The sequence below is a fragment of the Psychromonas sp. genome (genome assembly GCF_047632995.1).
Taxonomy (GTDB): Bacteria; Pseudomonadota; Gammaproteobacteria; order Enterobacterales; family Psychromonadaceae; genus Psychromonas.
The window spans coordinates 48,597-72,174 of sequence record NZ_JBLIEK010000007.1 but is presented as its reverse complement, the minus strand read 5'-3'; the positions used below and the strand labels follow the sequence as shown (position 1 = coordinate 72,174).

Annotated in this window: 24 protein-coding genes; 15 read left to right on the top strand and 9 right to left on the bottom strand. The window is 41.8% G+C overall.

The genetic code is table 11. The annotated features are described in order from the left end of the window. The 5 genes from ACJAT7_RS02780 to def form a co-directional block, all read right to left on the bottom strand. Positions 1–1,362: TrkH family potassium uptake protein (locus tag ACJAT7_RS02780; RefSeq protein ID WP_415225270.1), on the bottom strand; the 1,362-nt coding region annotated here is incomplete at its 3' end. A gap of 11 nt (positions 1,363–1,373) precedes the next feature. Next, on the bottom strand, positions 1,374–2,750 hold the full coding sequence (gene trkA, locus ACJAT7_RS02775) for a Trk system potassium transporter TrkA (protein ID WP_415225269.1): 1,377 nt from the start codon (positions 2,748–2,750) through the stop codon (positions 1,374–1,376). A gap of 111 nt (positions 2,751–2,861) precedes the next feature. Beyond that, a complete protein-coding gene (gene rsmB, locus ACJAT7_RS02770; RefSeq protein WP_415225268.1) occupies positions 2,862–4,166 on the bottom strand; it encodes a 16S rRNA (cytosine(967)-C(5))-methyltransferase RsmB in 1,305 nt (434 codons plus the stop codon). 5 nt (positions 4,167–4,171) lie between these two features. Next, complete coding sequence (gene fmt, locus ACJAT7_RS02765; RefSeq protein WP_415225267.1) at positions 4,172–5,128, bottom strand: methionyl-tRNA formyltransferase; 957 nt, start codon at positions 5,126–5,128, stop codon at positions 4,172–4,174. Between the two features lie 44 nt (positions 5,129–5,172). Next, on the bottom strand, positions 5,173–5,685 hold the full coding sequence (def, locus tag ACJAT7_RS02760) for a peptide deformylase (RefSeq protein WP_415225266.1): 513 nt from the start codon (positions 5,683–5,685) through the stop codon (positions 5,173–5,175). Between the two features lie 97 nt (positions 5,686–5,782). On the opposite strand from def, the gene ACJAT7_RS02755 reads away from it, so the two are divergent. The 14 genes from ACJAT7_RS02755 to coaA all read left to right on the top strand — a co-directional run bounded on the left by ACJAT7_RS02755 (position 5,783) and on the right by coaA (position 17,778). Continuing rightward, the gene (locus ACJAT7_RS02755; protein ID WP_415225265.1) at positions 5,783–6,865 is read left to right on the top strand and encodes a LysM peptidoglycan-binding domain-containing protein; all 1,083 of its coding nucleotides are present in this window, start codon (positions 5,783–5,785) and stop codon (positions 6,863–6,865) included. 29 nt (positions 6,866–6,894) lie between these two features. Next, positions 6,895–8,046, top strand: a complete 1,152-nt coding sequence (dprA, locus tag ACJAT7_RS02750; RefSeq protein ID WP_415225272.1) for a DNA-processing protein DprA — start codon at positions 6,895–6,897, stop codon at positions 8,044–8,046. A gap of 47 nt (positions 8,047–8,093) precedes the next feature. Continuing rightward, positions 8,094–8,567 (top strand): DUF494 domain-containing protein, encoded by a 474-nt coding sequence (locus ACJAT7_RS02745; RefSeq protein ID WP_415225264.1) that lies wholly within the window; start codon positions 8,094–8,096, stop codon positions 8,565–8,567. 1 nt (position 8,568) lies between these two features. After that, positions 8,569–9,132: a topoisomerase DNA-binding C4 zinc finger domain-containing protein gene (locus tag ACJAT7_RS02740; protein ID WP_415225263.1), complete on the top strand. Its 564-nt coding sequence runs from the start codon at positions 8,569–8,571 to the stop codon at positions 9,130–9,132. 64 nt (positions 9,133–9,196) lie between these two features. Continuing rightward, entirely contained in the window at positions 9,197–9,706 is a 510-nt protein-coding gene (gene purE / locus ACJAT7_RS02735; protein ID WP_415225262.1) for a 5-(carboxyamino)imidazole ribonucleotide mutase, read from the top strand. A gap of 10 nt (positions 9,707–9,716) precedes the next feature. Further along, entirely contained in the window at positions 9,717–10,280 is a 564-nt protein-coding gene (locus tag ACJAT7_RS02730) for a Sua5/YciO/YrdC/YwlC family protein (RefSeq protein ID WP_415225261.1), read from the top strand. An 84-nt stretch (positions 10,281–10,364) separates the two neighbouring features. After that, the gene (gene aroE, locus ACJAT7_RS02725) at positions 10,365–11,183 is read left to right on the top strand and encodes a shikimate dehydrogenase (RefSeq protein WP_415225260.1); all 819 of its coding nucleotides are present in this window, start codon (positions 10,365–10,367) and stop codon (positions 11,181–11,183) included. Between the two features lie 17 nt (positions 11,184–11,200). Continuing rightward, a complete protein-coding gene (locus ACJAT7_RS02720) occupies positions 11,201–11,464 on the top strand; it encodes a YihD family protein (RefSeq protein WP_415225259.1) in 264 nt (87 codons plus the stop codon). Between the two features lie 42 nt (positions 11,465–11,506). After that, on the top strand, positions 11,507–12,769 hold the full coding sequence (locus tag ACJAT7_RS02715; protein ID WP_415225258.1) for a hypothetical protein: 1,263 nt from the start codon (positions 11,507–11,509) through the stop codon (positions 12,767–12,769). Positions 12,770–12,894: 125 nt separating this feature from the next. Then, positions 12,895–14,298 (top strand): cytochrome c oxidase accessory protein CcoG, encoded by a 1,404-nt coding sequence (ccoG, locus tag ACJAT7_RS02710; protein ID WP_415225257.1) that lies wholly within the window; start codon positions 12,895–12,897, stop codon positions 14,296–14,298. A 69-nt stretch (positions 14,299–14,367) separates the two neighbouring features. Then, positions 14,368–15,360 carry a serine/threonine protein kinase gene (locus ACJAT7_RS02705; protein ID WP_415225256.1) on the top strand — a complete coding sequence of 331 codons (993 nt, stop codon included), beginning with the start codon at positions 14,368–14,370 and terminating at the stop codon, positions 15,358–15,360. A gap of 67 nt (positions 15,361–15,427) precedes the next feature. Beyond that, complete coding sequence (locus ACJAT7_RS02700; protein ID WP_415225255.1) at positions 15,428–16,036, top strand: thiol:disulfide interchange protein DsbA/DsbL; 609 nt, start codon at positions 15,428–15,430, stop codon at positions 16,034–16,036. Positions 16,037–16,163: 127 nt separating this feature from the next. Then, positions 16,164–16,820 carry a uridine kinase family protein gene (locus tag ACJAT7_RS02695; protein WP_415225254.1) on the top strand — a complete coding sequence of 219 codons (657 nt, stop codon included), beginning with the start codon at positions 16,164–16,166 and terminating at the stop codon, positions 16,818–16,820. Next, entirely contained in the window at positions 16,810–17,778 is a 969-nt protein-coding gene (coaA, locus tag ACJAT7_RS02690) for a type I pantothenate kinase (RefSeq protein WP_415225253.1), read from the top strand. Before ACJAT7_RS02695 ends, coaA begins: the two co-directional genes overlap by 11 nt. A gap of 50 nt (positions 17,779–17,828) precedes the next feature. On the opposite strand, the gene glpX is transcribed toward coaA, so the two are convergent. From glpX to ACJAT7_RS02675, 3 genes are all read right to left on the bottom strand, one after another. After that, positions 17,829–18,839 (bottom strand): class II fructose-bisphosphatase, encoded by a 1,011-nt coding sequence (gene glpX / locus ACJAT7_RS02685; protein WP_415225252.1) that lies wholly within the window; start codon positions 18,837–18,839, stop codon positions 17,829–17,831. Positions 18,840–18,981: 142 nt separating this feature from the next. Continuing rightward, positions 18,982–20,202 (bottom strand): aspartate aminotransferase family protein, encoded by a 1,221-nt coding sequence (locus tag ACJAT7_RS02680; RefSeq protein WP_415225251.1) that lies wholly within the window; start codon positions 20,200–20,202, stop codon positions 18,982–18,984. Between the two features lie 69 nt (positions 20,203–20,271). Beyond that, entirely contained in the window at positions 20,272–20,856 is a 585-nt protein-coding gene (locus ACJAT7_RS02675) for an anthranilate synthase component II (protein WP_415225250.1), read from the bottom strand. Positions 20,857–20,939: 83 nt separating this feature from the next. Between ACJAT7_RS02675 and ACJAT7_RS02670 the strand changes: the two genes are divergently transcribed. Then, entirely contained in the window at positions 20,940–21,830 is an 891-nt protein-coding gene (locus tag ACJAT7_RS02670) for a TIGR01777 family oxidoreductase (RefSeq protein ID WP_415225249.1), read from the top strand. A gap of 749 nt (positions 21,831–22,579) precedes the next feature. On the opposite strand, the gene ACJAT7_RS02665 is transcribed toward ACJAT7_RS02670, so the two are convergent. Beyond that, positions 22,580–23,524, bottom strand: a complete 945-nt coding sequence (locus ACJAT7_RS02665) for a porin (protein ID WP_415225248.1) — start codon at positions 23,522–23,524, stop codon at positions 22,580–22,582. Between the last annotated feature and the right edge of the window lie 54 nt (positions 23,525–23,578).

The following is a 23,578-nucleotide window of genomic DNA, read 5'->3' as shown; positions in this document are numbered from 1 at the left end:
CCATTTTGAAATATCGGAGAAATGTGCAAAATCACCCGATGGGCCAATCGTTGGCGCAATCCCGGGACCGACATTAGAAACCGCGGTAATGGCGGCGGTCAGCGCGACCATGGAGGTGGCGCCCAACAAGGTTAATAACAGCGTGGCGACAATAATGGTTGCCAGGTAAGCCAAAACAAAGGCGATTAGCGAGCGCAAAATATCGTCACTAACGGTGCGGTTATTATATTTTTGCGGAAAGATGCCGTGCGGGTGCATCAGTAACATAAGTTGACGCCTTAATAGGCTTAAGGCAATTTGAAAGCGGAATATTTTCATCCCCCCGGCTGTTGAGCCGGAGCAAGCCCCCGAAAACACCAAACCAAAAAAGACCATCACGCTGAAATCGCCCCAGGTGAGGAAATCATCTAAAGCGAATCCAGTTGTTGATACCACCGAAATAACATTAAACAGGCTTAATCTTATTGCATCGACAAATGAAAACTGGCCGCTAAGGGTCAAATAAGCCGTTAATACGATGGCGAAAAATAGTATTAATTTAATAAAGCCTAATACCTGAGCATCATTAACAAGGTATAAAATATTACGGCGATTGAACGCACGGATAAACAGTAAAAACGGTAAGCCGCCAAGGAACATAAAGACAATGGCATTCCAATGTGCACCGACCGAAAAATGGCCCATAGAGCCGTCAGATGTTGAATACCCGCCCGTTGCGATAGTGGTCATCGCATGGTTTACCGCCTCAAAATCCGTCATACCTGAAAAACGATAACCGATAAAGCAGCATACCGTTAAAATAAGATAAACAAGCAGGATATCGATCGCCACACGGCGGGTTTTTGATTCGGCTTTATCTGACCAGTCGGAAGATTCGGTTTGGAAAAGGCGCATACCACCGACATTCAAGAACGGCAAAATAGCCACGCCCATAACAATAAATCCCACGCCCCCTAACCACTGCAAAATAGATCGCCATAATAAAATACTGGGATTCATGACATCTAAATTATGTAAAACCGTGCTGCCGGTAGTGGTAATACCCGACATAGTTTCGAAAAAAGCATCGCTATAACTGATATGTTCAATCAGTACAAAAGGTAATGCGGCAAACAGACTGGCAAAGACCCAAACGCCAGTGGTCAATAAAAACATTTCGCGCACACCTAAGCGCGAGCGCTTTTCTTCCCCTCCCAGCAGTAGGAAAATAAAAGAGGCGATATGGGTAATAATGATTGCCGATACGAACTCAACCCCGCCCAAGCCGCCATTGTAAAATGCCAAGGCCATCGGGAAGTACATAAATACTGCCATTTTCGACAGTACCAAACCGGTAATAAACAAGAGTGGACGATATACCATAAAAATCTACACTATAAAAAGAATGGGCTAGGTTGGAATAACTTTTCGATCTCACGGATAAACTTCTTATTCACTAGGAATAAAATAACGTGGTCGTCTGTTTCAACCACCGTATTATCGTGTGCGATCAAAACTTCCTCATTACGAACAATGGCACCAATACTTGTGCCTCGGGGTAATTTAAGCTGCCCCAACGCTTTACCGACGACTTTAGAGGTCATACTGTCGCCACGGGCAACAATCTCGATCGCTTCCGCCGCGCCCTCTCGCAGTGAATAAACATTTTTTAAATCCGCTTTACGAACATGCGTTAACAGCGCAGAAAGTGTTGCTTGTTGCGGCGAGATAGCAATATCTAAAACCCCACCCTGCACCAGATCAACATAGGCAGTACGTTGAATTAATACCATCGCCTTACGTGCCCCCATCCGTTTTGCCAGCATGGCGGACATAATATTCGCTTCGTCATCATTACTGACACTGATAAACAGATCAATTTGTTCGATATGCTCTTCAGCAAGTAACTCTTGATCGGATGCATTACCACAAAACACGATGGTATTAGAAAGATTTTCAGATAACTGCTCTGCGCGCTTTAAATTCTTTTCAATAAGCTTAACGGAATTTTCTTTCTCAAGACGTTTCGCTAAGCTTTCACCTATATAACCGCCGCCAACGATCATAATCCGTTTATAGGGATGCTCAAGTTTTTGCATCTCACTCATAATCGCCCGGATATGCTCACTGGCAGTAATAAAAAACACCTCATCATCCGCTTCGATAATGGTGGTCCCTTGCGGTCTTATCGCTTTACCGCGCCTAAAAATAGCGGCAACACGCGCGTCTATATTGGGCATATGTTCTTTGAGTGTCGAAATCGCATTACCGACCAGTGACCCCCCGTAATAGGCTCTAATGGCCACTAATCCAACTTTACCATCTGCAAAGCTGGCCACCTGCAGTGCGCCGGGGTGTTCAATTAATTTCGCAATATAATCACTGACGAGGATTTCCGGAGCGATAATATGATCGATAGGAAACGCATCACTATTAAACAGTTGATCTTGATGCGCCACAATACTTTCTGAACGTATGCGCGCAATCTTTTTAGGTACATTAAACAGGGTAAAGGCGATTTGACAGGCAACCATATTAACTTCATCGGAATTGGTCACGGCAATTAACATATCCGTATCATCCGCACCCGCATCTTTTAATACGCGAGGACTAGAGCCATTACCCTGCACCACACGCAAATCAAAACGGTCTTGCAGCGCCTGCAGACGATCATTTGATGTATCAACCACCGTAATATCGTTATTCTCACCAACAAGATTTTCAGCCAATGATGCGCCTACTTGTCCTGCACCCAAAATAATAATTTTCATGCGACTTCATTATCCATCTGTGATTTTGCAATAAAGTTTACACACGCTTTATAACAATGGCGATAAAAGAAGAGCCTCGTGAAGGCTCTGTGATTTGCGATTTTCGATTTTCTACAGCGACTTATGCAGCTTCGCATAATAAAAACCATCCATCCCGTCTTCATTAGGTAATAACTGACGTCCTTCACCCCGGCTATTATATTGGCCGGAGAGTTCAATTAATGTGGCATCACTTCTACTTTGCAAAAAGCTTTGTATTTGTAACTCATTCTCATCCGGTAAAATAGAGCAAGTTGCATAAAGTAAAACTCCGCCGGGTTTCAATTTATCCCATAACGCCGTTAATATACTTTTTTGTAAAGCAACCAAATCGGCAATATCGCTATCCCTACGCAGCCAGCGAATATCAGGATGGCGGCGAATAACCCCGGTAGCGCTGCAGGGAGCGTCACAGAGAATACGATCAAACAACTCGCCGCTCCACCAGCTATCAGGTTGAGATGCATCACCGTGGATAACAGTGGCAGAAAGTTGCAAACGCTGCAAATTCTCATGCACGCGAATTAAACGTTTCTGATCCGCATCCACAGCCACCATCTCTTTTATTTTTGGCTGTAACTCTAACGTATGCACCGTTTTTCCACCCGGCGCGCAGCACGCATCTAAAATCAATTCACCAGGCTGCGCATCTAAATAATGGGCTGCTAACTGAGCGGCACCGTCCTGCACAGAAACCCAACCCTGCTCGAATCCGGGCAGCTTATAAACATCAGTGGCTTTTTCTAAACGCAAAGCGTTGCTGTTTTCAACATCGGATGCACTAAAACTGTTTAACTCAGCTTCATTTAGTAACGCCTGATACTGCTCACGAGAATGATGAAGCGCATTAACACGCAGCCACATCGGCGCTTGTTGATTGTTTTCATCCATGATTTTAGCCGCAAGCGTTTCGCCATAAGCTTCCTGTAAACGCTTAACTAACCAGCTTGGGTGACAATAACGCAACGTATCTTGCTGATCTGCTTGCTCTATTAAACTTTCCTGCTCGCGTAAAAAGCTACGCAGCACCCCATTTACCATTCCTTTTAAGGCCGGACTCTTAAGTGCTTTTGTCCCGTTAACGGTTTCACCAACAGCAGCATGGCTGGGAATGCGGGTATAAAGAAGCTGATAAAAACCCACTAAAATAAGAAAGTGCAGTACCCGTTGTTTCCCTTTTAATGGTTTTTTCATCAAGGAACGGCAGAAAAAATCCAGCCGGGGCAATGTACGCAATACGCCATAACAGAGGAGTTGCAGCAGTGCTCTATCTTTGGGGGAGAGATCTTGCTGAGCAGGAGGCAACGCCTGTGATAATGACTGCCCTTGCTCAACGACTTGATTTAATACTTTAGCGGCTAATGCTCTAACACTCATCTAAATTAATCCTGTTGTTGCTGTAAATTAGTACCCAGCGCAAACAGTTCACGGCGAGAGTTTAAAATATCCTGCACAGACATCGCTTTTTTACCGGCAAGTTGAATAACCTCAAGGTTCAAAACCCCATCACCGGTTACAACTTGAATGCCTTTTTTATCCGCATTAATAATAGTGCCAACCGCCTCTTCACTGTTAATGGCAAGTAGACTTGCTTGATGCACCTTGACCACTTGACCTGACAAAATAAAATAACTCATTGGCCATGGATTAAACGCACGGATACAGCGTTCAATAAAAGAACCCTCGGCCGACCAATCAATCAAGGCTTCAGCTTTGCTCAGTTTTTTGGCGTAGCAGGCTAAGCTTTCATCCTGCACCTGAGGTTTTAGCTCTCCTTTAACTAATTGCTTAATGGTATTAACTAAGGCTATCGGTGCTTGCAGTGCGAGTTTTTCATAAAGGGAAGCGCTGGTTTCGTTACTGTCTATCGGGCAACTCATCTTGCTGAGCATATCCCCCGTATCTAACCCTTCATTCATCTGCATAATGGTGACCCCAGTTTGACCATCACCCGCCCAAATTGCGCGTTGAATGGGAGCGGCACCACGCCAGCGGGGTAATAATGAGCCATGCACATTTAAACAACCCAACTTAGGCGTTGCTAAAACCGCTTTAGGCAGAATCAAACCATACGCGACGACAATCATAAGATCTGCATTTAAAGCGCCAAGCTGCTCAACGCTGCTTGCCGCTTTGAAATTCTCAGGCTGATAAACGGGAATATTATGCGCAACAGCCATCTCTTTAACGGCGCTTGCGGTTAATTTTTTGCCTCGTCCTGCGGGTCTATCGGGCTGTGTATAAACCGCAACCACATTAAACCCAGATTCAAGCAAAACAGAGAGGTGTTTGGCTGCAAAATCAGGCGTGCCAGCAAAAACGATATTTAATTTTTCCACAAGTAACCTTAGTTGTAGATGAGAATTTGAAAGACAAGCAGATATTATGCAAATTTTTCATTTTGATGCTGTAGTTTTTCAAGCCTGGTTTTGATCCGTTTTTGTTTAAACGGTGATAAGTAATCAATAAACAACTTCCCCTTAAGATGATCGAGTTCATGCTGAATACAAACCGCAAGCAGGCCATTGGTTTCTATTACTTGCGTATTGCCGTCAAGATCTAAATACTGCAGCGTTACAAATTCGGCGCGTTTAACATCCGCATTGGTATCGGGCACAGAAAGACACCCTTCTTCAGAGATCTCTTCTCCAGATTGTTCTATAATCTCTGGATTGATAAGCACCATTGGCTGATCTCTACTTTCAGAGGTATCAATAACAGCAATGCGCTGGTGAATGTTAACTTGCGTTGCAGCAAGACCGACACCGTTTTCCTGATACATAGTATCAAGCATATTTGATGCTAGATCTTTGATCTCTGGTGTGATCTGAGCAACAGCTTTAGCAACAGTTCTTAGTCGTTGGTCTGGAAAATGTAATACTTCTAGTAAAGCCATGATATTATCTTGTTCTATAGTTAGTGTTAAAGAACATTAATTCTAGTCATTTCTTTATGCAAAAAACAGTTTTATTACTCACAAGACAGGGATTGTTATGAAATTTAAGCTAATTACCTCTTTCTTACTAGGTGTTGTCCTTTCTGTCGCAGCTTTTGCAGATACGTTAACCCTAAAAGAAAATCATCCTGAAACTTATACTGTGGTGAAAGGAGATACCTTGTGGGATATTTCTGCTCATTTCTTAAATACCCCTTGGTTATGGCCTCGTCTATGGCAGGCAAATAGCCAAATTGAAAATCCTCATCTTATTTATCCCGGTGACGTTTTAACCCTTATCTGGATTAATGGCGAACCGCAATTAACGCGCAAACGATTGAAAAAACTCTCTCCGACACCGCGTTTAGAAGAGAAAAGAGAGGCGATTCCAACAATTCCGCTGACAGCGATCTCAGCCTTCTTATCTAAAGATCATGTTATCAATCCCGATCTGTTAAAATCTGCGCCTCGTTTGTTGGGCGATGCGATGGCTACGCCACGTTTCTTTGAGGGTGATATATTCTATGGCCAAGGCCAATATGATAAATATAAGCTGTATGGTGTTTACCGCCTAGGCGATCGTTACGTAGATTCCAAAACAGGAGAGTTTTTAGGTACAGAGCTTACTTTTATTGGCCATTCTCAAGTCTCCAAAAGCCCCAATGTAACGGGCACAGAAAAAGTAACACCACATGACTTTTTGAAAAGTTCAAGAGAAGCACGTCAGGGTGATCTGATTCTTCCCATTCCGGAACATGAGAGTTTCCCCTCATACTTTCTACCACAAGCCGTTCCTGTTTCAACTAAGGGTGAGATCATTGCGGCGCTCAATAATGCCTCTGTTATCGGTAAATGGGATGTGGTTGTTATCAATAAGGGTAAACGGGAAAAAATCAAAATCGGCTCTATGTTCTCTATTTTACAATCAGGCCCGGGTATTCTGATCGACAGCAAGAAAATAATCTATCATGACGACGGCACTAAATTTGCACAACTAAGCGATGCTGATTTAGTGATTCCCGCAGAACGTGTTGGTGAGCTGATGGTCTTCAAAGTGTACGAAAAAGTCAGTATTGCATTGGTTATGCGCAGCACAAATACCATGGGTGCCCACTACAAAATACAAGGTTTAGAATTTTAATATAAAAAAGCAGCTGCAGATTATAGACCCTGCAGCTGCTTTCCTTTTCAAGGACAATTCAAATCGATCTATTTAAAGCAGACAATAAACCGATAAACACTGAGCAGCATATAAAATATTGGCTGGTACTCGCCAATATCCCCGCACTGCAAAAACGCGCCATTTTCAAACTACTTTCGCGACATTCTATCGAACAACTTTTTCAGCTTTCCAGACAACAGTTACAAACCTATAAATTAAGCGAACAGCAAATCTGCGCATTATTAAATCCTCAGCCGCAGCTTATAGAGAGCAGTTTAGAGTGGTTAAACAGCGGATCAGATAAACAGATTATCTGTTTTGATAGCCCCCTTTATCCGAAACAGTTAAAAGAGATCAGCAGCCCACCATTATTACTTTATGCGCAGGGAGATATCTCACTTTTATCACAACCGCAAATTGCATTAGTGGGCAGCCGCAAGTGCACACCTTACGGGCAAGAAAAAGCCTATCAATTTTCCGGATTATTAAGTTCTGCCGGCTTTACCATTACCAGTGGTTTAGCACTTGGTATTGATGGCTGCGCGCATCAAGGAGCACTGGACAAACAGGGCAAAACCATTGCTGTTTTAGGTACCGGCTTAAATAACATTTATCCAAAACGCCACCTTAAACTTGCACAAAAGATAATTGAAAATGGTTTGATCGTCTCAGAGTTTTACCCTGACAGCCCCGCTTTACCCAGTAATTTCCCGAGGCGTAACCGGATTATCTCTGGCTTGAGTTTAGGTGTGCTGGTGATTGAAGCATCAACACGCAGCGGCTCACTGATCACCGCTCGTTATGCCATGGAGCAAAATAGAGATGTTTTCGCCATACCGGGGTCAATCGATAATGCCGAAGCATGCGGTTGTCACCAGTTGATTCAGCAAGGCGCAAAACTGGTTATAAATGCACAAGATATTTGCGACGAATTTACCCATCTAGATCTCGCCTCACCCGTCATTAATAGTCAATCTGATAGTCCGAAAAGCGCCCCTCACCCCTTACTGGCACACATTGATTTTCATCTCACCACGCTTGAACAACTACTTCAGCGCAGCAATTTAGATCTGCTTAGCTTACAAAATCAGTTAATAGAACTGGAGATTACTGGTAGTATTGCAGCTACTGCACAAGGTTACATTAAGTTAACAAGCTAAATACACAGATAAATAACAACTATCTCTCTGAAAGTTAAAGGCTAAATATGTTCGAAGTAATCATATATCTCTTTGAAAGTTACATGCAAATTGATCAAACCATAGAGATCGACGAGAAAGAGATCACCGATGAATTATTGGAAGAGGGATTTCAAAAAAATGAGATCTCCAGTGCCATCGCCTGGCTTGATAATCTATCCAGTCTGCATCAACAAAATCCGTTAAATAAAACGCAATTTGCCAAGGCAACGTCACAGCGAATTTACAGCGACATTGAGCAGTCTCGTTTAGATATTGATTGTCAGGGGTATCTGTTCTACTTAGAACAAGCGGATATATTAAATACTCACACCCGCGAAATTGTGATTGATTGCGCGATGTCATTAGATATCACTACATTGCCACTTTATGATCTTAAATGGTTAATATTAATGGTGTTATTTAACGACCCCAACAGTGCGGATGCTTTTCTGCAACTTGAAACCATGTTACTTGATTTTGAAGATGGGCTGATTCATTAATATGAGCAAAAGCCCACAAGGCCTAGGTAGCGATCACCAGCCGCAAAATGAGCTCTGTCCTGAATGTGGTGCCCGCTTGCATATTCGCAATGCTAAACAAGGGGCGTTCTGGGGCTGTTCAAACTACCCGGAATGCACTTATCTACGCCCTTTACACGAAAAAAGTGAAGTAAAAAAAGTGCTTAGTGGCACAAGCTGCCCTTTGTGTAGCCAGGAATTAGTTTTAAAACAGGGTCGTTACGGCCTGTTTATCGGCTGCAGCAGTTACCCCGATTGTGCGCATACGGCGCAGCTTTCTGAGCCGACAGAGAAAACAGAAGAGAGTAGTGGCGTCCCCTGCCCATCATGCAAAAAAGGCCAGCTAATTAAACGCCAGTCTCGCTATGGGAAAAATTTTTATGCCTGCGATAATTACCCAAACTGTAAGTATGCAGTCAACGATAAACCGGTCAATGAGTTTTGTCCCGATTGCCACTGGCCAATTCTGGTGGAACGGAAAACGGCCAGTGCATTTCGCATAATATGTCCTAAAAAAGGGTGTGGTTATCGCGGCAAGCCTATATAATTGATCACTATTGCAAGTAAATTAATACTGTATTTAAATAAACCCCGTATGTGAGGAAATTTTAATGACTAAACCTTTTGTTGCTATCTTAATGGGCTCTGATTCAGATCTGCCAGTTATGCAAGGTACTATTGATATACTGAAATCTTTTGCTATTACTTTTGAAGTGAAAGTAACATCAGCACATCGCACCCCCGCTGCGACCCATGCTTATGTGACCGATGCAGAATCACGCGGCTGTAAAGTGTTTATCTGTGCGGCAGGCCTTGCAGCACATTTAGCGGGCGCAGTTGCAGGAATTACAACACGCCCTATTATCGGTGTGCCGATTGATTGCGGTCCATTACAGGGGCATGATGCACTGCTTTCTACGGTAATGATGCCAGCAGGCGTACCTGTTGCAACAGTCGCTATCGGCGCAGCGGGCGCAAAAAATGCGGCTTACCTTGCAGCGCAAATACTGGCTGTCGCAGATGATGCTTTAGCGCAACGCGTTAAAGATAATCGTGCTGAAAATGCTCAAGCAGTGTTAGCAAAAGATGCGGCATTACAAATTAAATTAGCGAAGATGTAATAGTTGGCCAATGAATGAGATTGATCTATCTAACGCCCTGGATGTTTTAGGAACTCAGGGCGTTATTGCTTACCCCACCGAATCTGTTTTCGGCCTTGGCTGCGATCCTGATTGTGATGGCGCCATAGAAAAAATTCTCGCGTTAAAAAAACGGCCTGCTTATAAGGGACTGATTTTAATAGCTGCAAATATTCAGCAGTTAACTGATTATGCCGATTTTTCTTCACTGAATGCAAAACAACTTGCGGCAATAAAAAAAACCTGGCCCGGTCCTGTTACTTGGGTTGTACCCAAGCGCAAAAACCTTTCTAAATTAATCTGCGGTGATTTTGCAAGTGTCGCGGTAAGAGTAAGTGCCCACCCCGTCGTGCAGCAGTTATGCTTAGCATTCGACAAGCCCATTATCTCCACCAGCGCAAATTTAACCGGATTAGCGCCACCGACAACTAGCCGGGAAGTAACCGATATGTTTGCAAATCAGCCGTTATTAGGCGCTGTTATTGACGCACCTGTTTCCGGGTTATCTGCCCCCTCACATATTTATGATGCGCTATCGGGAAAGCGTTTACGTTAACGCGGCCTGCGCGTTAACTATTTTGTCAGTAGATACTAATAAGTGATAAATTAACCTTACAAATACGTCTATTTTGGAGTTTTTATGGATCAGTACGCTGTTTTTGGTAACCCAATTAAACACAGTAAATCCCCTTTTATTCATACATTATTTGCCAAGCAAACAGCGCAGCAGATGGTTTATAATGCGATAGAAGCCCCCCTTAATGATTTTGAAAACAGCTTAAACCGATTTTTTGCAGAGCAAGGCAAGGGCTGTAATATTACCGTGCCATTTAAAGAACAAGCCTTTAAATACGCCGATCAACTTACGCAACGTGCTACATTGGCAGGCGCTGTTAACACCTTAAAGTTAACCGATGATGGCCTCATTATTGGTGATAATACAGATGGCGCCGGACTGGTTTTAGATCTTAAAAACAATCATGTCCCCCTTAAAGATGCGCGCATCTTATTATTAGGTGCAGGCGGTGCCGCGCGAGGTGTCTGCGGACCTTTACTCGCAGAGAAGCCCAAACAGTTGGTGATTGCAAACCGTACGTTTGCAAAGGCACAGAGATTAGCGGGCATTTTTTCCCAGCTTGGGGATGTTAGTGCTTGTGAATTTGATAAATTATCTGGCAATTTTGATCTGATTATTAATTCAACATCAGCCAGTTTAAACGGCCAAGTGCCCCCTATCAGCCCCGACCTAGTGAACAGAGAAACTGCGGTTTACGATATGATGTATAGCGCACAGGCCACCGCTTTTAATGCCTGGGCAATCGATCATGGTGCACGACTCGTTATCGACGGACTGGGCATGTTAGTGGGTCAGGCTGCAGAAAGTTTTGCAATTTGGCGGGCCATCAAACCCGGTGCCAAACAAGTTCTCAATGAATTACGCCATAATTTGGCCAATTAAGATCAAAGGAAATCACAATGCAGTCACACCGTATCAATGAACTACTTGAACTACTAAAACCTTACTGGTTGAAAAACCAAGACTTAAGCTTAATGGAACTGTTAGCCCTGATTTCTAAAGAGTCAGGATTTGCAGATCCACTTGAGCAGCTAACTGATGAAGTGATTATTTACCATCTAAAAATGGATCAAACTGAAAAGGGTTCGATGATCCCCGGTATTGCCAAAGATTGTGAAAATGACTTTAAAAGCGCTCTATTAAAAGCGCGTGGTTTACTTTAGCGTGCTAATATTTATAGGCTAAAAAGATAAAAGGTATTGTCATTGAAAACTCATGCGTTATTGCTGATAGCCACATTATTAAGCCTAACCGGATGCGGTGGTTCATCTACACCCATAAACAATGCCACTAATCTCGATCACATTTATACCTATCTAGAAACAGAGATACCTGAAGCGCAGCTTGATCCGGCAAGTTGCGTGAATTATTCACAGGCCTGCACCGTCCAACAACTCCCGTTTATCGCGCTCAGTTATCCGCAAACGCGAAGAGAGGATATTATGGCGCGCGTTGTCGTCTCACATGATTGGATGGGCGCGCGTTTTCAAGCGCTATTAACACGCTTACCGACAGAAGTAATCACCTTAATGGGATCGATAACCGCCATTGTTATTGCCGATAATATCCGTCCCTCTTTTTATTGGACGGGCTCCGGCGCTATTTACATTGATCCCGCTGATTTATGGTTAACCAATGAGGAAAAAAGCACTATCCTAAAAAGCCCCGATTATCGGGATGATTTTGGCGAACTGCTGGCTTATGATTTTTTCCACCGCTTTATAAAAGATGGCCAGTACGCCTATTTTTATTACCCCTTAGATGGCGCACAAGAACGTGATATTGAAGATATTGTTGTGCCGATGGCAAGTTTATTGTTTCATGAATTAGCCCATGCTAATGATTTTATGCCACAGCAATTAATCTCTTCACTTGATCTAAGCCAAACTACCCGCTCTGAGCTTAACCGCCTTGCCCCGCAAAGACTCAATATCGAACTTGCGACAAGTTACCCGCTAACCAGTCAGGAACTGTTTAACCATGCCGCTATTCTCTATCAAGGAACAGAGCCAACAGAACAACAACAATCAGATAGCGCCGCTTATCTTGGCTCTCTTATGCAGGAGGAAGGCGCCAATCACCTCTATTCCTATTTAAATCAAGCTGAAGATGTCGCCATGTTATTTCAGGCAAGTATGCTCAAAAAATCATTCGATGTCGATATGGACAGCGCCTTTGTGATCAAACCTCAAGGTAGTGATCTTAGCTGTGCGGACTACCTAGTGGGTTGGGGAGTGCGTAACCGCATCGCAGATACGCAGACCAAACCCCGGGCGCAATTTATCAGCCAAAGAATATTGCCTGATAGTGATTTTAATAATTTTTTTGATAATTTAGAAAGTGAACAAACTTTCCCTGCATTAATTAATTGGTGTAATACCAGCTTAAGCGAAACAAGGCGAACATCATTTAACAATAAAGGTAAAGTTTTCAGACGAGGTCATCAGCACGGTTTACTTATTCGTTGATCCACTCAAGGTGATAAGTGTTACAATTTGAGCTCTGTTTCACACAGTGCTGTTACTTTTATTTAACATCTTTACTTTGTGATATTATCAGGCAACTTCAGTTTAATTCTTTCAGGCAATTGGCGATGAATCAACGTATTAACATCAAAGAGATAAAAAGCACGCACAAAGAAAGTGCGGACCGTTTTAACCCCAGTAAACGGATTTATGTGCGCGCTATGTACGGTTTCTTCCAAAGGCTGCGTCGTTATACGGGATGGGGGTTGATTCTATTGTTTCTCTCATTGCCCCTGATTCGCTGCAATGGCCATCAAGCTGTACTGTTTGATTTTAGCGAACAACAATTCCACCTCTTTAATATGACCCTGTTTCCACAAGACTTAACTTTGCTCGCCTGGATATTTATTATTGCCGCCTTTGCACTGTTCTTTTTTACCACCTATCTCGGTAGAATATGGTGCGGTTACACCTGCCCGCAAACCGTGTGGACATTTATTTTTATTTGGTTTGAGGAACGCTTTGAAGGATCGGCCAATAAACGTAAACGCCTGGATCAGATGCCTTGGTATTTTAATAAAATTTGGCGAAAAACCGCCAAACATGCGGGATGGTTAATCGTTTCTTTATTTACCAGCTTGGCTTTTTGCTCCTACTTTGTACCCGTTGAGCAGTTATATACTGATTTTTTCACTCTCAATAGCAGCCCTTTTATTTTCCTCTCTGTTTTTATTTTCACTGCGGCTACTTATGCCAATGCCGGCTGGATGCGTTCCATTTTTTGCATTCATATGTGCCCATACTCGCGCTTTCAATCAGCGATGTTTGATAAACACACTTACAGTGTGGCTTATGATGAAAAACGTGGTGAAAAACGTGGCCCAAGACGGCGTAAAGACAATCCGAAAGAGCTTGATTTAGGTGACTGTATAGACTGCGATCTTTGTGTACAAGTTTGTCCAACAGGGATAGATATTCGTGATGGTTTGCAATATGAGTGTATTAACTGCGGCGCCTGTGTTGATGCTTGTAACGAAACCATGGATAAAATGGGCTATCCGCGTGGATTAATTTCATATACCTCTGAACAAAAACTGGCTGGCAAAGAAACTAACTTATTACGGCCAAAAATCATCGCTTATGGTCTTATCTTAGTTATTATGATGGGCATCTTCGTTATCAATATACTTAATTTAAGCAGTGCAGAGATGGAAATAGTGCGCGATAGAACCGCTTTATACCGCGAAAATAGCGAAGGATTAATTGAAAATACTTACACACTTAAAATTCTCAATAAAACCATTGAAACACAGACTTATAATTTATCTATTGCCGGACTGCAAGATGCACAACTGATTGGCCCGGAGCAGATAGTCATTCGTTCCGGGGAGATATTAACGCAACCAATTTCAGTCGCCGTTGACCCTTATGATATAAAAGAGAAGAAACGCACAATCACTATTATATTGACCAGTACAAAAGACAATATTGAACAAATAAAACAGGATAGCCCCTTCTTTTTAGGTTTATAGCAAAACAAAAAGTAAGTAATCACAAACCACAAAGGTGCTGTTTTCAGCACTTTTTTTTTAAGGTCACCTATGACAGATGCAAATTTCAGTTATTTATCACTGACACCCGATGTCCAGCTAGACGCATTAGCGAGTATCGGAATTTATCCGCAAAGCGGCTTAATAGCGCTCAACTCTTATGAAAATCGCGTTTCTTTATTTACCGATGAAAATAAAATTCGCTATGTAGTGAAGTTTTACCGCCCGCAGCGTTGGAGTGAAGCACAGTTACTCGAAGAGCATCAATTTACCCTGTCATTACACAAACAGGGGTGCCATGTCGCGCCGCCAATTGAAATCAACAAGCAGACTCTATTTAAATTTAACGGTTACTATTTTGCACTGTTCCACAGTTTATCGGCACGTACACTGCAGCTTGATAATATTGACCAGCTATTTGAAATAGGCAGCGCCTTGGGCAAGCTGCACCGCATTGGCGCCCAGAGTGCATTTAAACATAGAGAGCAACTGGATATAGAGACGATGCTGTCTAACCCAATACAAACATTACAAAGCAGCAAACGGATCCCCAAACTTATTCGCGAACCCTTGTTTGCAACATTAAGGAGTATTGAACAGCAAGTGAGCCAAGAATTAAGCAAACACAAGTATAAAGTAATACGTTTACATGGTGATTGCCATGCGAGTAATATCTTAATTAACGCTGATATGCCCTCTTTTGTAGATTTTGATGATTGCAAAATGGGTCCCGCTATCCAAGATTTATGGATGCTGCTAAATGGCTCCCGACAAGAAAAACAACTGCAACTATCCATGCTATTGGAAGGTTATGAAGAAGAATACAGTTTTGACTCACAAGAATTGAGCTTAATTGAACCACTTCGCAGCATGCGCATGGTAAATTACGTGCACTGGCTTAATAAACGCTGGACAGATCCGGCATTTCCCATGAACTTTCCATGGTTTACAACTGACCAATACTGGAAAGAGTTGTTACAATCGCTGCAGCAGCAGATAACAGCAATGAAGGAACAACCTCTTTCTTTGCAGCCTAATTATTAATTAGGTTGATTATAAAAAATAACGATATACTGGCAAAAACATAATAAATTTAATAAGGGAACATACAATGAAAAAAGTCTTAGCACTTTTCGCCGCTTTAATACTACTTCCACTGGCAAGCAATGCAGCCCAGTTCGAGGAAGGAACTCACTATCAAACCGTTAAGCAAACAGCAACCGAATCCCCTGAAATAATGGAGTTTTTCTCTTTCTACTGCGGACATTGTTTTAAATTCGAACCACTAATGACCACACTCAAAGCAAGCTTGCCTGATGATGTAAAAATCAAAAAAAACCACGTAAATTTTTTAGGTAAAACGATGGGCCCTGAGCTGACCAATGCGTATGCAGCCGCCGAGATACTGCAAGTTGAAGATAAAGTAGCAAACATTATTTTTGACAAAATTCATACTCAGCGCAAAGCGATTAATGGTGAAAAAGATATTCTGGAAATATTTGTACAAGCAGGCGTATCTGAAAAAGAGGCCAAAAGTGCATTAGTAAGTTTTCCGGTAAAAGGGTTAGCCTCACAAATGAAACGTGATACGGAAACATTTCAAATCACTGGCGTGCCTACGATCATAGTTAATGGTAAATACAAGGTAAATACCGGATCGGTAAGCAGTACAGACGAGTTTATTGCATTAGTTGATTTCCTCACTAAAAAGAATAATTAGATAACAATAACGAATTACTTTTGTTTTTATAGCATCTTCAAGTAGTTTGGGTAGAGAGGTCACCGAGGTGGCCATTTTTTGTACCTAATTCTTTTTATGAGATAAGAGCAACCATATAAATTAAGGAGTGTTATCGTTGAAAACAGTGTTTAACAATGCAGCACAAATAAAATCTGTTTTACGTGATCTGCACAATAAAAAAGAATCTAGAAAAGCATTGATCGTTGCAATTAGCGGCATTGAAGGTGGAGGAAAACGAGCGCTAACTGAAAAAGTTGCTTCAGCATTAACCCTTGAAGGACTCTCTGTTGCAGTTGTCCATGCAGATGATTGGGAAGCATCTGAAAGTGTCCGGTTTAACGTAATGAGCAGCCCTGAAGAGTATTATCTGAATGCTTATCGTTTTGATGAAATGTTTGAGGAGCTAATTTTACCTCTAAAATTGTTTGGCAGCATCAAAACATCGGTCACGCTTGATGATGTGATGAACCCGCGTACCGTTGAATATGATTTTAGTGATATAGATATCATTCTTATTGAAGGGGTGTACCTACTGCAGGAAGCCTATTTAGATCTTTATGATTACACTTGCTGGATAGATAGTGATTTTGATGCGGCTTTAGCGCGCCTGGCAAAGCAGTCAAATATCGAACAATCCCAAGAAGCGCTGCTAAAAACCTTTGAACTATTAATAAAACCTGCGGGTCAATATCATATCTATACAGATGATCCTCAAGGACATGCTAATTCGATGTATATTGAACAAGAAAAAAATGACAACTAAAATAAAACAACCCAGTAATCAGCAAAATATTCATAGTGCGTATATGCACTTTGAGCGCCTGCAATGGGCTAATCTACGAGATAATGTTGAACTTACTCTCTCGGAAGAACATCTAAAACAATTACAAGGGATCAACGAATCACTTTCGACTCAGGAGGTGATTGATATTTACTTGCCACTTTCCCGTTTACTCAATTTATACGTTAAAGCACAGCAATATAGACATACTGTACGCGATAAATTCTTAAACAGTAAAAATGACTCTGTACCTTACATCATTGGCATTGCAGGCAGTGTGGCTGTCGGTAAAAGTACCACAGCACGTATTTTACAAGCCTTATTATCGCATTGGCCTGAGCATCCGAAGGTCGCTCTCGTTACAACCGATGGTTTTTTACGCTCTAACCAAGATTTAGTTACACGCAATCTGATGCATAAGAAGGGCTTCCCAGAGAGTTTCGACATTAAAGCCTTAGTAGACTTTGTTGCAGCCATAAAATCGGGTGAGGAGCATGTTTCGGCTCCTATATACTCTCATCTTACCTATGATATTTTACCAGATCAGTCAATCTGTGTAGAAAAACCCGATATAGTTATTTTAGAGGGGTTAAATGTACTGCAAACAGCCATTAACTATCCGAATCTCCCAGATCGTGTTTTTGTATCGGATTTTGTCGATTTTTCTATCTTCGTTGACGCTGAGGCTCACTTATTAAAACAGTGGTATATCCAACGTTTTTTGAAATTCAGAAAGGGAGCATTTACCGATCCCAATGCTTATTTTCACAGCTACTCAAAAATGAGTGAAGATCAAGCGACGGCTATCGCAGGAAAGATTTGGGATGAAATTAACGGCGTAAATTTAGAAGAGAACATTCGCCCAACGCGCAATCGCGCCAACTTGATACTTAGAAAAGCAACCAATCACCAGATATCAAGCGTTCAGTTACGTAAATAAGAAGAGATAAAAAAGGCGCAGAAAGCGCCTTTTTTATTAACGGTTAGAAATTAAAAGATAATTTCTTTTAATTTTGGATCTTTACGATCCAGATAATGTGTTGAATGAATACGGCGTACTGTGCGTGATTTACCACGCACCAATAAGGTTTCAGTTGTTGCAAAACGACCATCTACCGCAACACCATCCAGCAAATCTCCCTTAGTAATGCCTGTCGCAGAAAAGATAACATTGTCATTTTTCACTAAATCTTCAAGTTTTAAGACTTTATTAACTTCAATACCCGCCGCTTCACAGCGTGCAACTTCATCCTTACCGATACGAATATTCTCTTCTGTTGGACCTTTAACCATTGGACGGGGAATTAATCGTGCCTGCATATTGCCGTCTAATGCGCGTACCACAGCGGCTGAAATAACACCTTCAGGTGCACCGCCAATACAGTAAAGTACATCTACTTGGCTGTTAGGCATACAGGCAAGTACAGAGATAGCCACATCACCATCTGGAATAGCGAAAACACGTACCCCCAGACCTTGCATATCTTTGATAACACGGTCATGGCGCGGTTTGGCAAGTGTTGCAACGGTTAATTCAGACAACGACTTACCTAATGCAACTGCAATTGCTTTTAAGTTCTGCTCTAAAGAGCGCTCCAAATCAATTGCATCTTTTGCATTAGGGCCCACGATCAATTTTTCCATATACATATCAGGAGCGCGTAAAAAACTGCCTTTTTCGCCAACAGCAAGTACAGCTAAGGCATTGGATTGGCCCATCGCCGTCATGCGCGTACCTTCAATGGGATCGACCGCGATATCTACCGCACCTCCCTTGCCCGTACCAACATGCTCACCGATATACAACATCGGCGCTTCATCTATTTCACCTTCACCGATAACGATTTCACCGTCAATATCAATCTGATTAAAAATCAATCGCATCGCTTCTACCGCGGCGCCATCGGCGGTGTTTTTATCGCCTCTTCCTAACCATTTATAACCCGCTAATGCAGCGGCTTCTGTTACTCGAGAAAATTCAATTGCTAATTCGCGTCTCATTTTTGAGCTCCCAATTCTAAATACTATTTTATAGCAAGCCTTATGATATGCAGAGGGCTTGGCTATATATTAAAATTCTGTGCTAACTTTACGCCTCTATTTATAGAAGCCATAAACTAACCATTATTTGTTTTTTATAACATTATTCTGACTTTAGCGTTACCGCTTTAACGGCCTCTCTAAATTTTACCATTGCTTGTTGTATCTGTTTGTTATGAATGTTTAATGCCGGAGCAAAACGAATAACATTTGCCCCCGCAATTAACACTAATAAACCTTGTTCTGCACTTGCCAATAAAAATTCTTTGGCGCGGCCTTGATACTGCTCATTTAACGCAGCACCTAATAACAGCCCTGCTCCACGTATCTCACTGAAAACTGAAAATTCGTTGTTAATTTCAGTTAATAGCGCTCGGAATAAGGCTTCCTTCTCTTTTACTCCCTGTAACATCGCAGGGGCATTGATCAGATCAAATGCTTTATTGGCGACCGCACAACCTAGAGGGTTTCCTCCGAACGTAGTGCCATGCGTACCAGCTGTAAGACTGCTGGCAAACTTTGTCAACGTTAGCATTGCGGCAATAGGAAAGCCTGCACCTAATGATTTTGCAGATGTTAACACATCTGGGGTTACACCTAAGCCCATATAAGCAAATAACTCACCTGTACGCCCCATCCCTGTTTGCACTTCATCAAAGATCATCAGTGCATTGTGTTTGTCACACAAAGCACGCACGCCTTGCGCAAATTCTTTATCTATAAGCAGCACACCACCCTCACCTTGTAATGGCTCTAAAATAACCGCACAGGTTTTATCCGAAATGGCTTTTTCTAATGCATCTAAATTATTATATTCAAGGTGTGTAATATCAGAAGGTTTGGGTCCAAAACCATCTGAATAGCTTGCTTGCCCGCCCACGGTCACGGTAAAAAATGTGCGACCATGAAAGCCCTGATAAAATGCAATAATTTCACTTTTATCTTTTGAATAATTATCAAAAGCAAAACGACGCGCAAGTTTTAATGCGGCTTCATTGGCTTCAGCCCCCGAGTTGGCAAAAAACACTTTTTCGGCAAAGGTGTTGTCCACTAACTTTTGCGCTAATATTAACGCGGGTTCATTGGTGAAGATATTACTGATATGCCATAGTTTTTTTGCTTGTTCAGTTAATACTTCAACCAGTTCGGGATGCGCATGCCCGAGCGCATTTACCGCAATTCCACCGGTTAAATCTATATATTCGTTATTTTCCTGATCCCAAACACGCGATCCTTCACCGCGCACAGGGATCATATTTAAAGGCGCATAGTTTGGCACCATTACCTGATCAAAAAGCGGACGAGTTATCTGTGTGTTTGACATAAGGTAATCCTTTAACGCTGTTAAATACAAATAGGCAGATTAGAAATCTGAAGCCACTAATATACGCACTTATTTTTCGAAGCCAAGACCTTGCACAAGAAAATTACGCAGCAATTGCAAACCTTGTTCAGACATTATGCTTTCGGGATGAAATTGCACCCCTTCAACGGCCATTGTTTTGTGGCGAATAGCCATTATCTCATTACGGTTAATGACGGTTGCCGAAACAGTAAGGCACTCTGGTAAGCTTGTAGGTTCAAGCACTAAGCTGTGGTAGCGGGTAATATCTAATGGATTATTTAAACCTCTGAAAACCCCCTTACCGTCATGTTCGATCAGTGAATTTTTACCATGCATCACTTTATTTGCACGCACCACTTGTGCGCCAAAGACTTGGCCTATACTTTGATGTCCTAAACAAACGCCCAGCAGAGGAATTTGCCCTGCAAAACGCTCTATTGCCGCCAAAGAAATGCCTGCTTCATTGGGGGTACATGGACCGGGAGAAATAACCAGATAGTCGGGATTTAAATCAGCAATCTCCTGCAAACTGATTTGATCATTTCGTTTTACAATAACCTCTTGTTTTAATTCACCAAAATATTGGACTAAGTTATATGTAAAGGAATCGTAATTATCGATCATCAAAAGCATGAATGGTCTAACCTATCTATTAAGTCGTAAACAATCATTTTAACATCCGTAAACAGCTAACGTAATTTTTTTTAGGAGTTCATATGAACAAGGTAAAAATACTAATAACGGGCTCTTCCGGTCTAATTGGCAGTGCACTCGTGCCGTTTTTACAGGCGCAAGGTTTTATGGTTGGGCGCTTGCTACGCAGACCTCATGATACAGAGCCATTTTGGAATATTAATGATAACTCATTAGTTTTAAAGGAATTTAAAAATCCAGATGTGATCATAAACTTAGCAGGTGAAAGTATCGCAAGCGGCCGCTGGACAGAGCAAAAAAAACAACAGCTTATAGACAGCCGAATTTTATCCACGCGATTACTGGTGAAGCACTTTCAAAAAGCGCCCCCAAAGCTGCTTATTAACGCCTCCGCCATCGGTTTTTATGGTAACAGAGGTCAACAGAAGTTAGATGAAGACGATAGTGCAGGTGATGATTTTGTTAGCCGATTAGCCGTGCAATGGGAAAAAAGTAGCCAGTCAATTAAAGCGTTGGGTACGCGACTGGTTAATCTGCGTACGGGTATAGTGATCAGCCAAAAGGGTGGCGCGCTGGCAAAAATGTTACCCGTTTTTAAATTCGGCTTAGGAGGAAAAATTGGATCGGGTAATCAGATAATGAGTTGGATTGATATTAATGATCTGCTTACGGCTATTCTATTTATTATCAAGAACCAGTATGTAGAAGGTCCCGTCAATATGGTTTCACCTAACTCGGTCTCAAATCAACAATTTACTCGCTTACTGGCAAAACAATTACAGCGCCCTACTTTACTGCCTTTGCCGGCATTTGTGATTAAATTATTGTTTGCCGAAATGGGTGAAGAATTATTGCTTGCCAGCACCAATGTTTTTCCGAAAAAGTTAATTGATGCGGGATTTCAGTTTGAATATGCAACACTAGAAAAGAGTTTATTGAAGCAGTTAGATTGACCATTGCTGGGTTATTAAAAGCAGAAAAAGGAAAGGGCAGCCGAAGCTGCCCTAAGTTTAGTCACTCTATCTAAATCCGTGATAGTTGATGCTCCCTGCTGTACATCCTTTTGACTAATGCCCACCTAGGCGCCCACTTCCCATTCCTTTGGGTACATCCCTTTTACATCCATATCAGATAAACATCCTGCTTATCAATCATCTCCCTTTCCTTAGGAGGTGTCCATATTTCGTCATCCTGACTTAATAATAACAAATCCGGTTATTATTAACCTTCAATCCGAGAAGGTGTTCCTTAACTACATCCTGTAGTTTGTTCCTTTATCATCCTGATATATAAAGCAATCCTGCTCTATAAGCTCTTATCCCAAGAGTGTCCTTACATCTTCCTGATTAGATAAACAATCCTAGCTTATCTTTCACAACATCCTGTTGCTGTCCTGCATCAATCACTGATTGTTTTACTTCCTGTAAAACTTTCCGTCCTTGCGAAAGAGATAATACGCGTTTAAAAAATAAAGAGGAAAAAAACTACGGTAACTTTCTACTGCTAGAACACAAAAACAAACAAAACCACTTTAAATCAATAGCTTATAAATAAACCTCATTGTAAAAACAATAAACTCACGGGTTAATAACAACAATCTCCCCTGGCTGCAATGGTCGATCTCTTACAAGCAGAATTTGAAACAAGAAAATCCCAGCAATTAGCTGGGGTTTTCTTTTTAAATCAGAGAGTAAAGTGCACTCTAGAAGTCGTAACGCGCCGCAAAAGTAAGTGCGTCTTCGTTGCCTTCAACTTGGTCGGCAACATACTCGCTGACAATGCGGAAGTTTTTATTAAATTTGTAAGCACCGCCAAAAGTAAATTGCTCAACAGCGTAATCAGCTTCGCCATCAATATCCTGCATTAGGTAACGGCCAACAACAGAGAATTTACCAAATTTGTATGCCAGTGAACTTTCCACAGCAAAGCTATCTTCGCTATTATCTTTAGATGTCATATCTGCAACAATAGCCGCTGTTAATGCATTACGCTTATATTGAGCTCCGAGTAAAACAGTATCTGTATCAACATCATCTTTTGTTTCAATGCCGTAAGTTGCGCCTAAATCTAAACCAAAATCAAAGGCATAAACAACGCCTGCACCAAAACCAGATTTATCCGTTCCATCTTGGTCACTTTCTAGCTGCGCATGCGCACCCACCGTTAATGCTTTAATATAGGTTCCTTCAAATTTTAATACATTTGATTCACGACCAAATGCATTGATAGCATCATTACCTGGAACGTTTGAAACTGCTGAATCTGTCCAGTCTGCTACTAACTCATCAGTTACATATTGACGACCAAAAGTGATTGTTCCCCAGTCCGCTTGCGTACCAGCATAAGCTAAACGTGTTTTAGTTGTATTTTGCTTTCCGCCATCATCGATAGCCCATTGCATTTCCAGTTGAGAGATAGCTTTTAGGGTTTCCGTTAATTGTGATTTTGTTTTAAAACCCAAACGGAAATAAGCATCTGAACTGCCGTTGCTTGTATCAGAATCATTATTCTCTTGGTTTACATAACCAGCGTAAACACGCCCTTTAAGATCGACCTGGTTAGTATCGTCTTTAAATACAGTTACGCCAGCTTGCGCGCCAGAAACAAAGCTTGTTAGTACTGCTGCTGCTAATAATGTCTTTTTCATAATTCTTCCATATTTAATGAGTTAAAGTATTTAGTTTTTCAGCTCTGTGGCTGT

Excerpts from the sequence above, each read along its gene's own strand:
- trkA (WP_415225269.1), bottom strand. The coding sequence starts at position 2,750 with ATGAAAATTATTATTTTGGGTGCAGGACAAGTAGGCGCATCATTGGCT.
- rsmB (WP_415225268.1), bottom strand. The coding sequence starts at position 4,166 with ATGAGTGTTAGAGCATTAGCCGCTAAAGTATTAAATCAAGTCGTTGAG.
- def (WP_415225266.1), bottom strand. The coding sequence starts at position 5,685 with ATGGCTTTACTAGAAGTATTACATTTTCCAGACCAACGACTAAGAACT.
- ACJAT7_RS02755 (WP_415225265.1), top strand. The coding sequence starts at position 5,783 with ATGAAATTTAAGCTAATTACCTCTTTCTTACTAGGTGTTGTCCTTTCT.
- ACJAT7_RS02745 (WP_415225264.1), top strand. The coding sequence starts at position 8,094 with ATGTTCGAAGTAATCATATATCTCTTTGAAAGTTACATGCAAATTGAT.
- ACJAT7_RS02740 (WP_415225263.1), top strand. The coding sequence starts at position 8,569 with ATGAGCAAAAGCCCACAAGGCCTAGGTAGCGATCACCAGCCGCAAAAT.
- purE (WP_415225262.1), top strand. The coding sequence starts at position 9,197 with ATGACTAAACCTTTTGTTGCTATCTTAATGGGCTCTGATTCAGATCTG.
- ACJAT7_RS02730 (WP_415225261.1), top strand. The coding sequence starts at position 9,717 with ATGAATGAGATTGATCTATCTAACGCCCTGGATGTTTTAGGAACTCAG.
- aroE (WP_415225260.1), top strand. The coding sequence starts at position 10,365 with ATGGATCAGTACGCTGTTTTTGGTAACCCAATTAAACACAGTAAATCC.
- ACJAT7_RS02720 (WP_415225259.1), top strand. The coding sequence starts at position 11,201 with ATGCAGTCACACCGTATCAATGAACTACTTGAACTACTAAAACCTTAC.
- ccoG (WP_415225257.1), top strand. The coding sequence starts at position 12,895 with ATGAATCAACGTATTAACATCAAAGAGATAAAAAGCACGCACAAAGAA.
- ACJAT7_RS02705 (WP_415225256.1), top strand. The coding sequence starts at position 14,368 with ATGACAGATGCAAATTTCAGTTATTTATCACTGACACCCGATGTCCAG.
- ACJAT7_RS02700 (WP_415225255.1), top strand. The coding sequence starts at position 15,428 with ATGAAAAAAGTCTTAGCACTTTTCGCCGCTTTAATACTACTTCCACTG.
- coaA (WP_415225253.1), top strand. The coding sequence starts at position 16,810 with ATGACAACTAAAATAAAACAACCCAGTAATCAGCAAAATATTCATAGT.
- glpX (WP_415225252.1), bottom strand. The coding sequence starts at position 18,839 with ATGAGACGCGAATTAGCAATTGAATTTTCTCGAGTAACAGAAGCCGCT.
- ACJAT7_RS02680 (WP_415225251.1), bottom strand. The coding sequence starts at position 20,202 with ATGTCAAACACACAGATAACTCGTCCGCTTTTTGATCAGGTAATGGTG.
- ACJAT7_RS02675 (WP_415225250.1), bottom strand. The coding sequence starts at position 20,856 with ATGCTTTTGATGATCGATAATTACGATTCCTTTACATATAACTTAGTC.
- ACJAT7_RS02670 (WP_415225249.1), top strand. The coding sequence starts at position 20,940 with ATGAACAAGGTAAAAATACTAATAACGGGCTCTTCCGGTCTAATTGGC.
- ACJAT7_RS02665 (WP_415225248.1), bottom strand. The coding sequence starts at position 23,524 with ATGAAAAAGACATTATTAGCAGCAGCAGTACTAACAAGCTTTGTTTCT.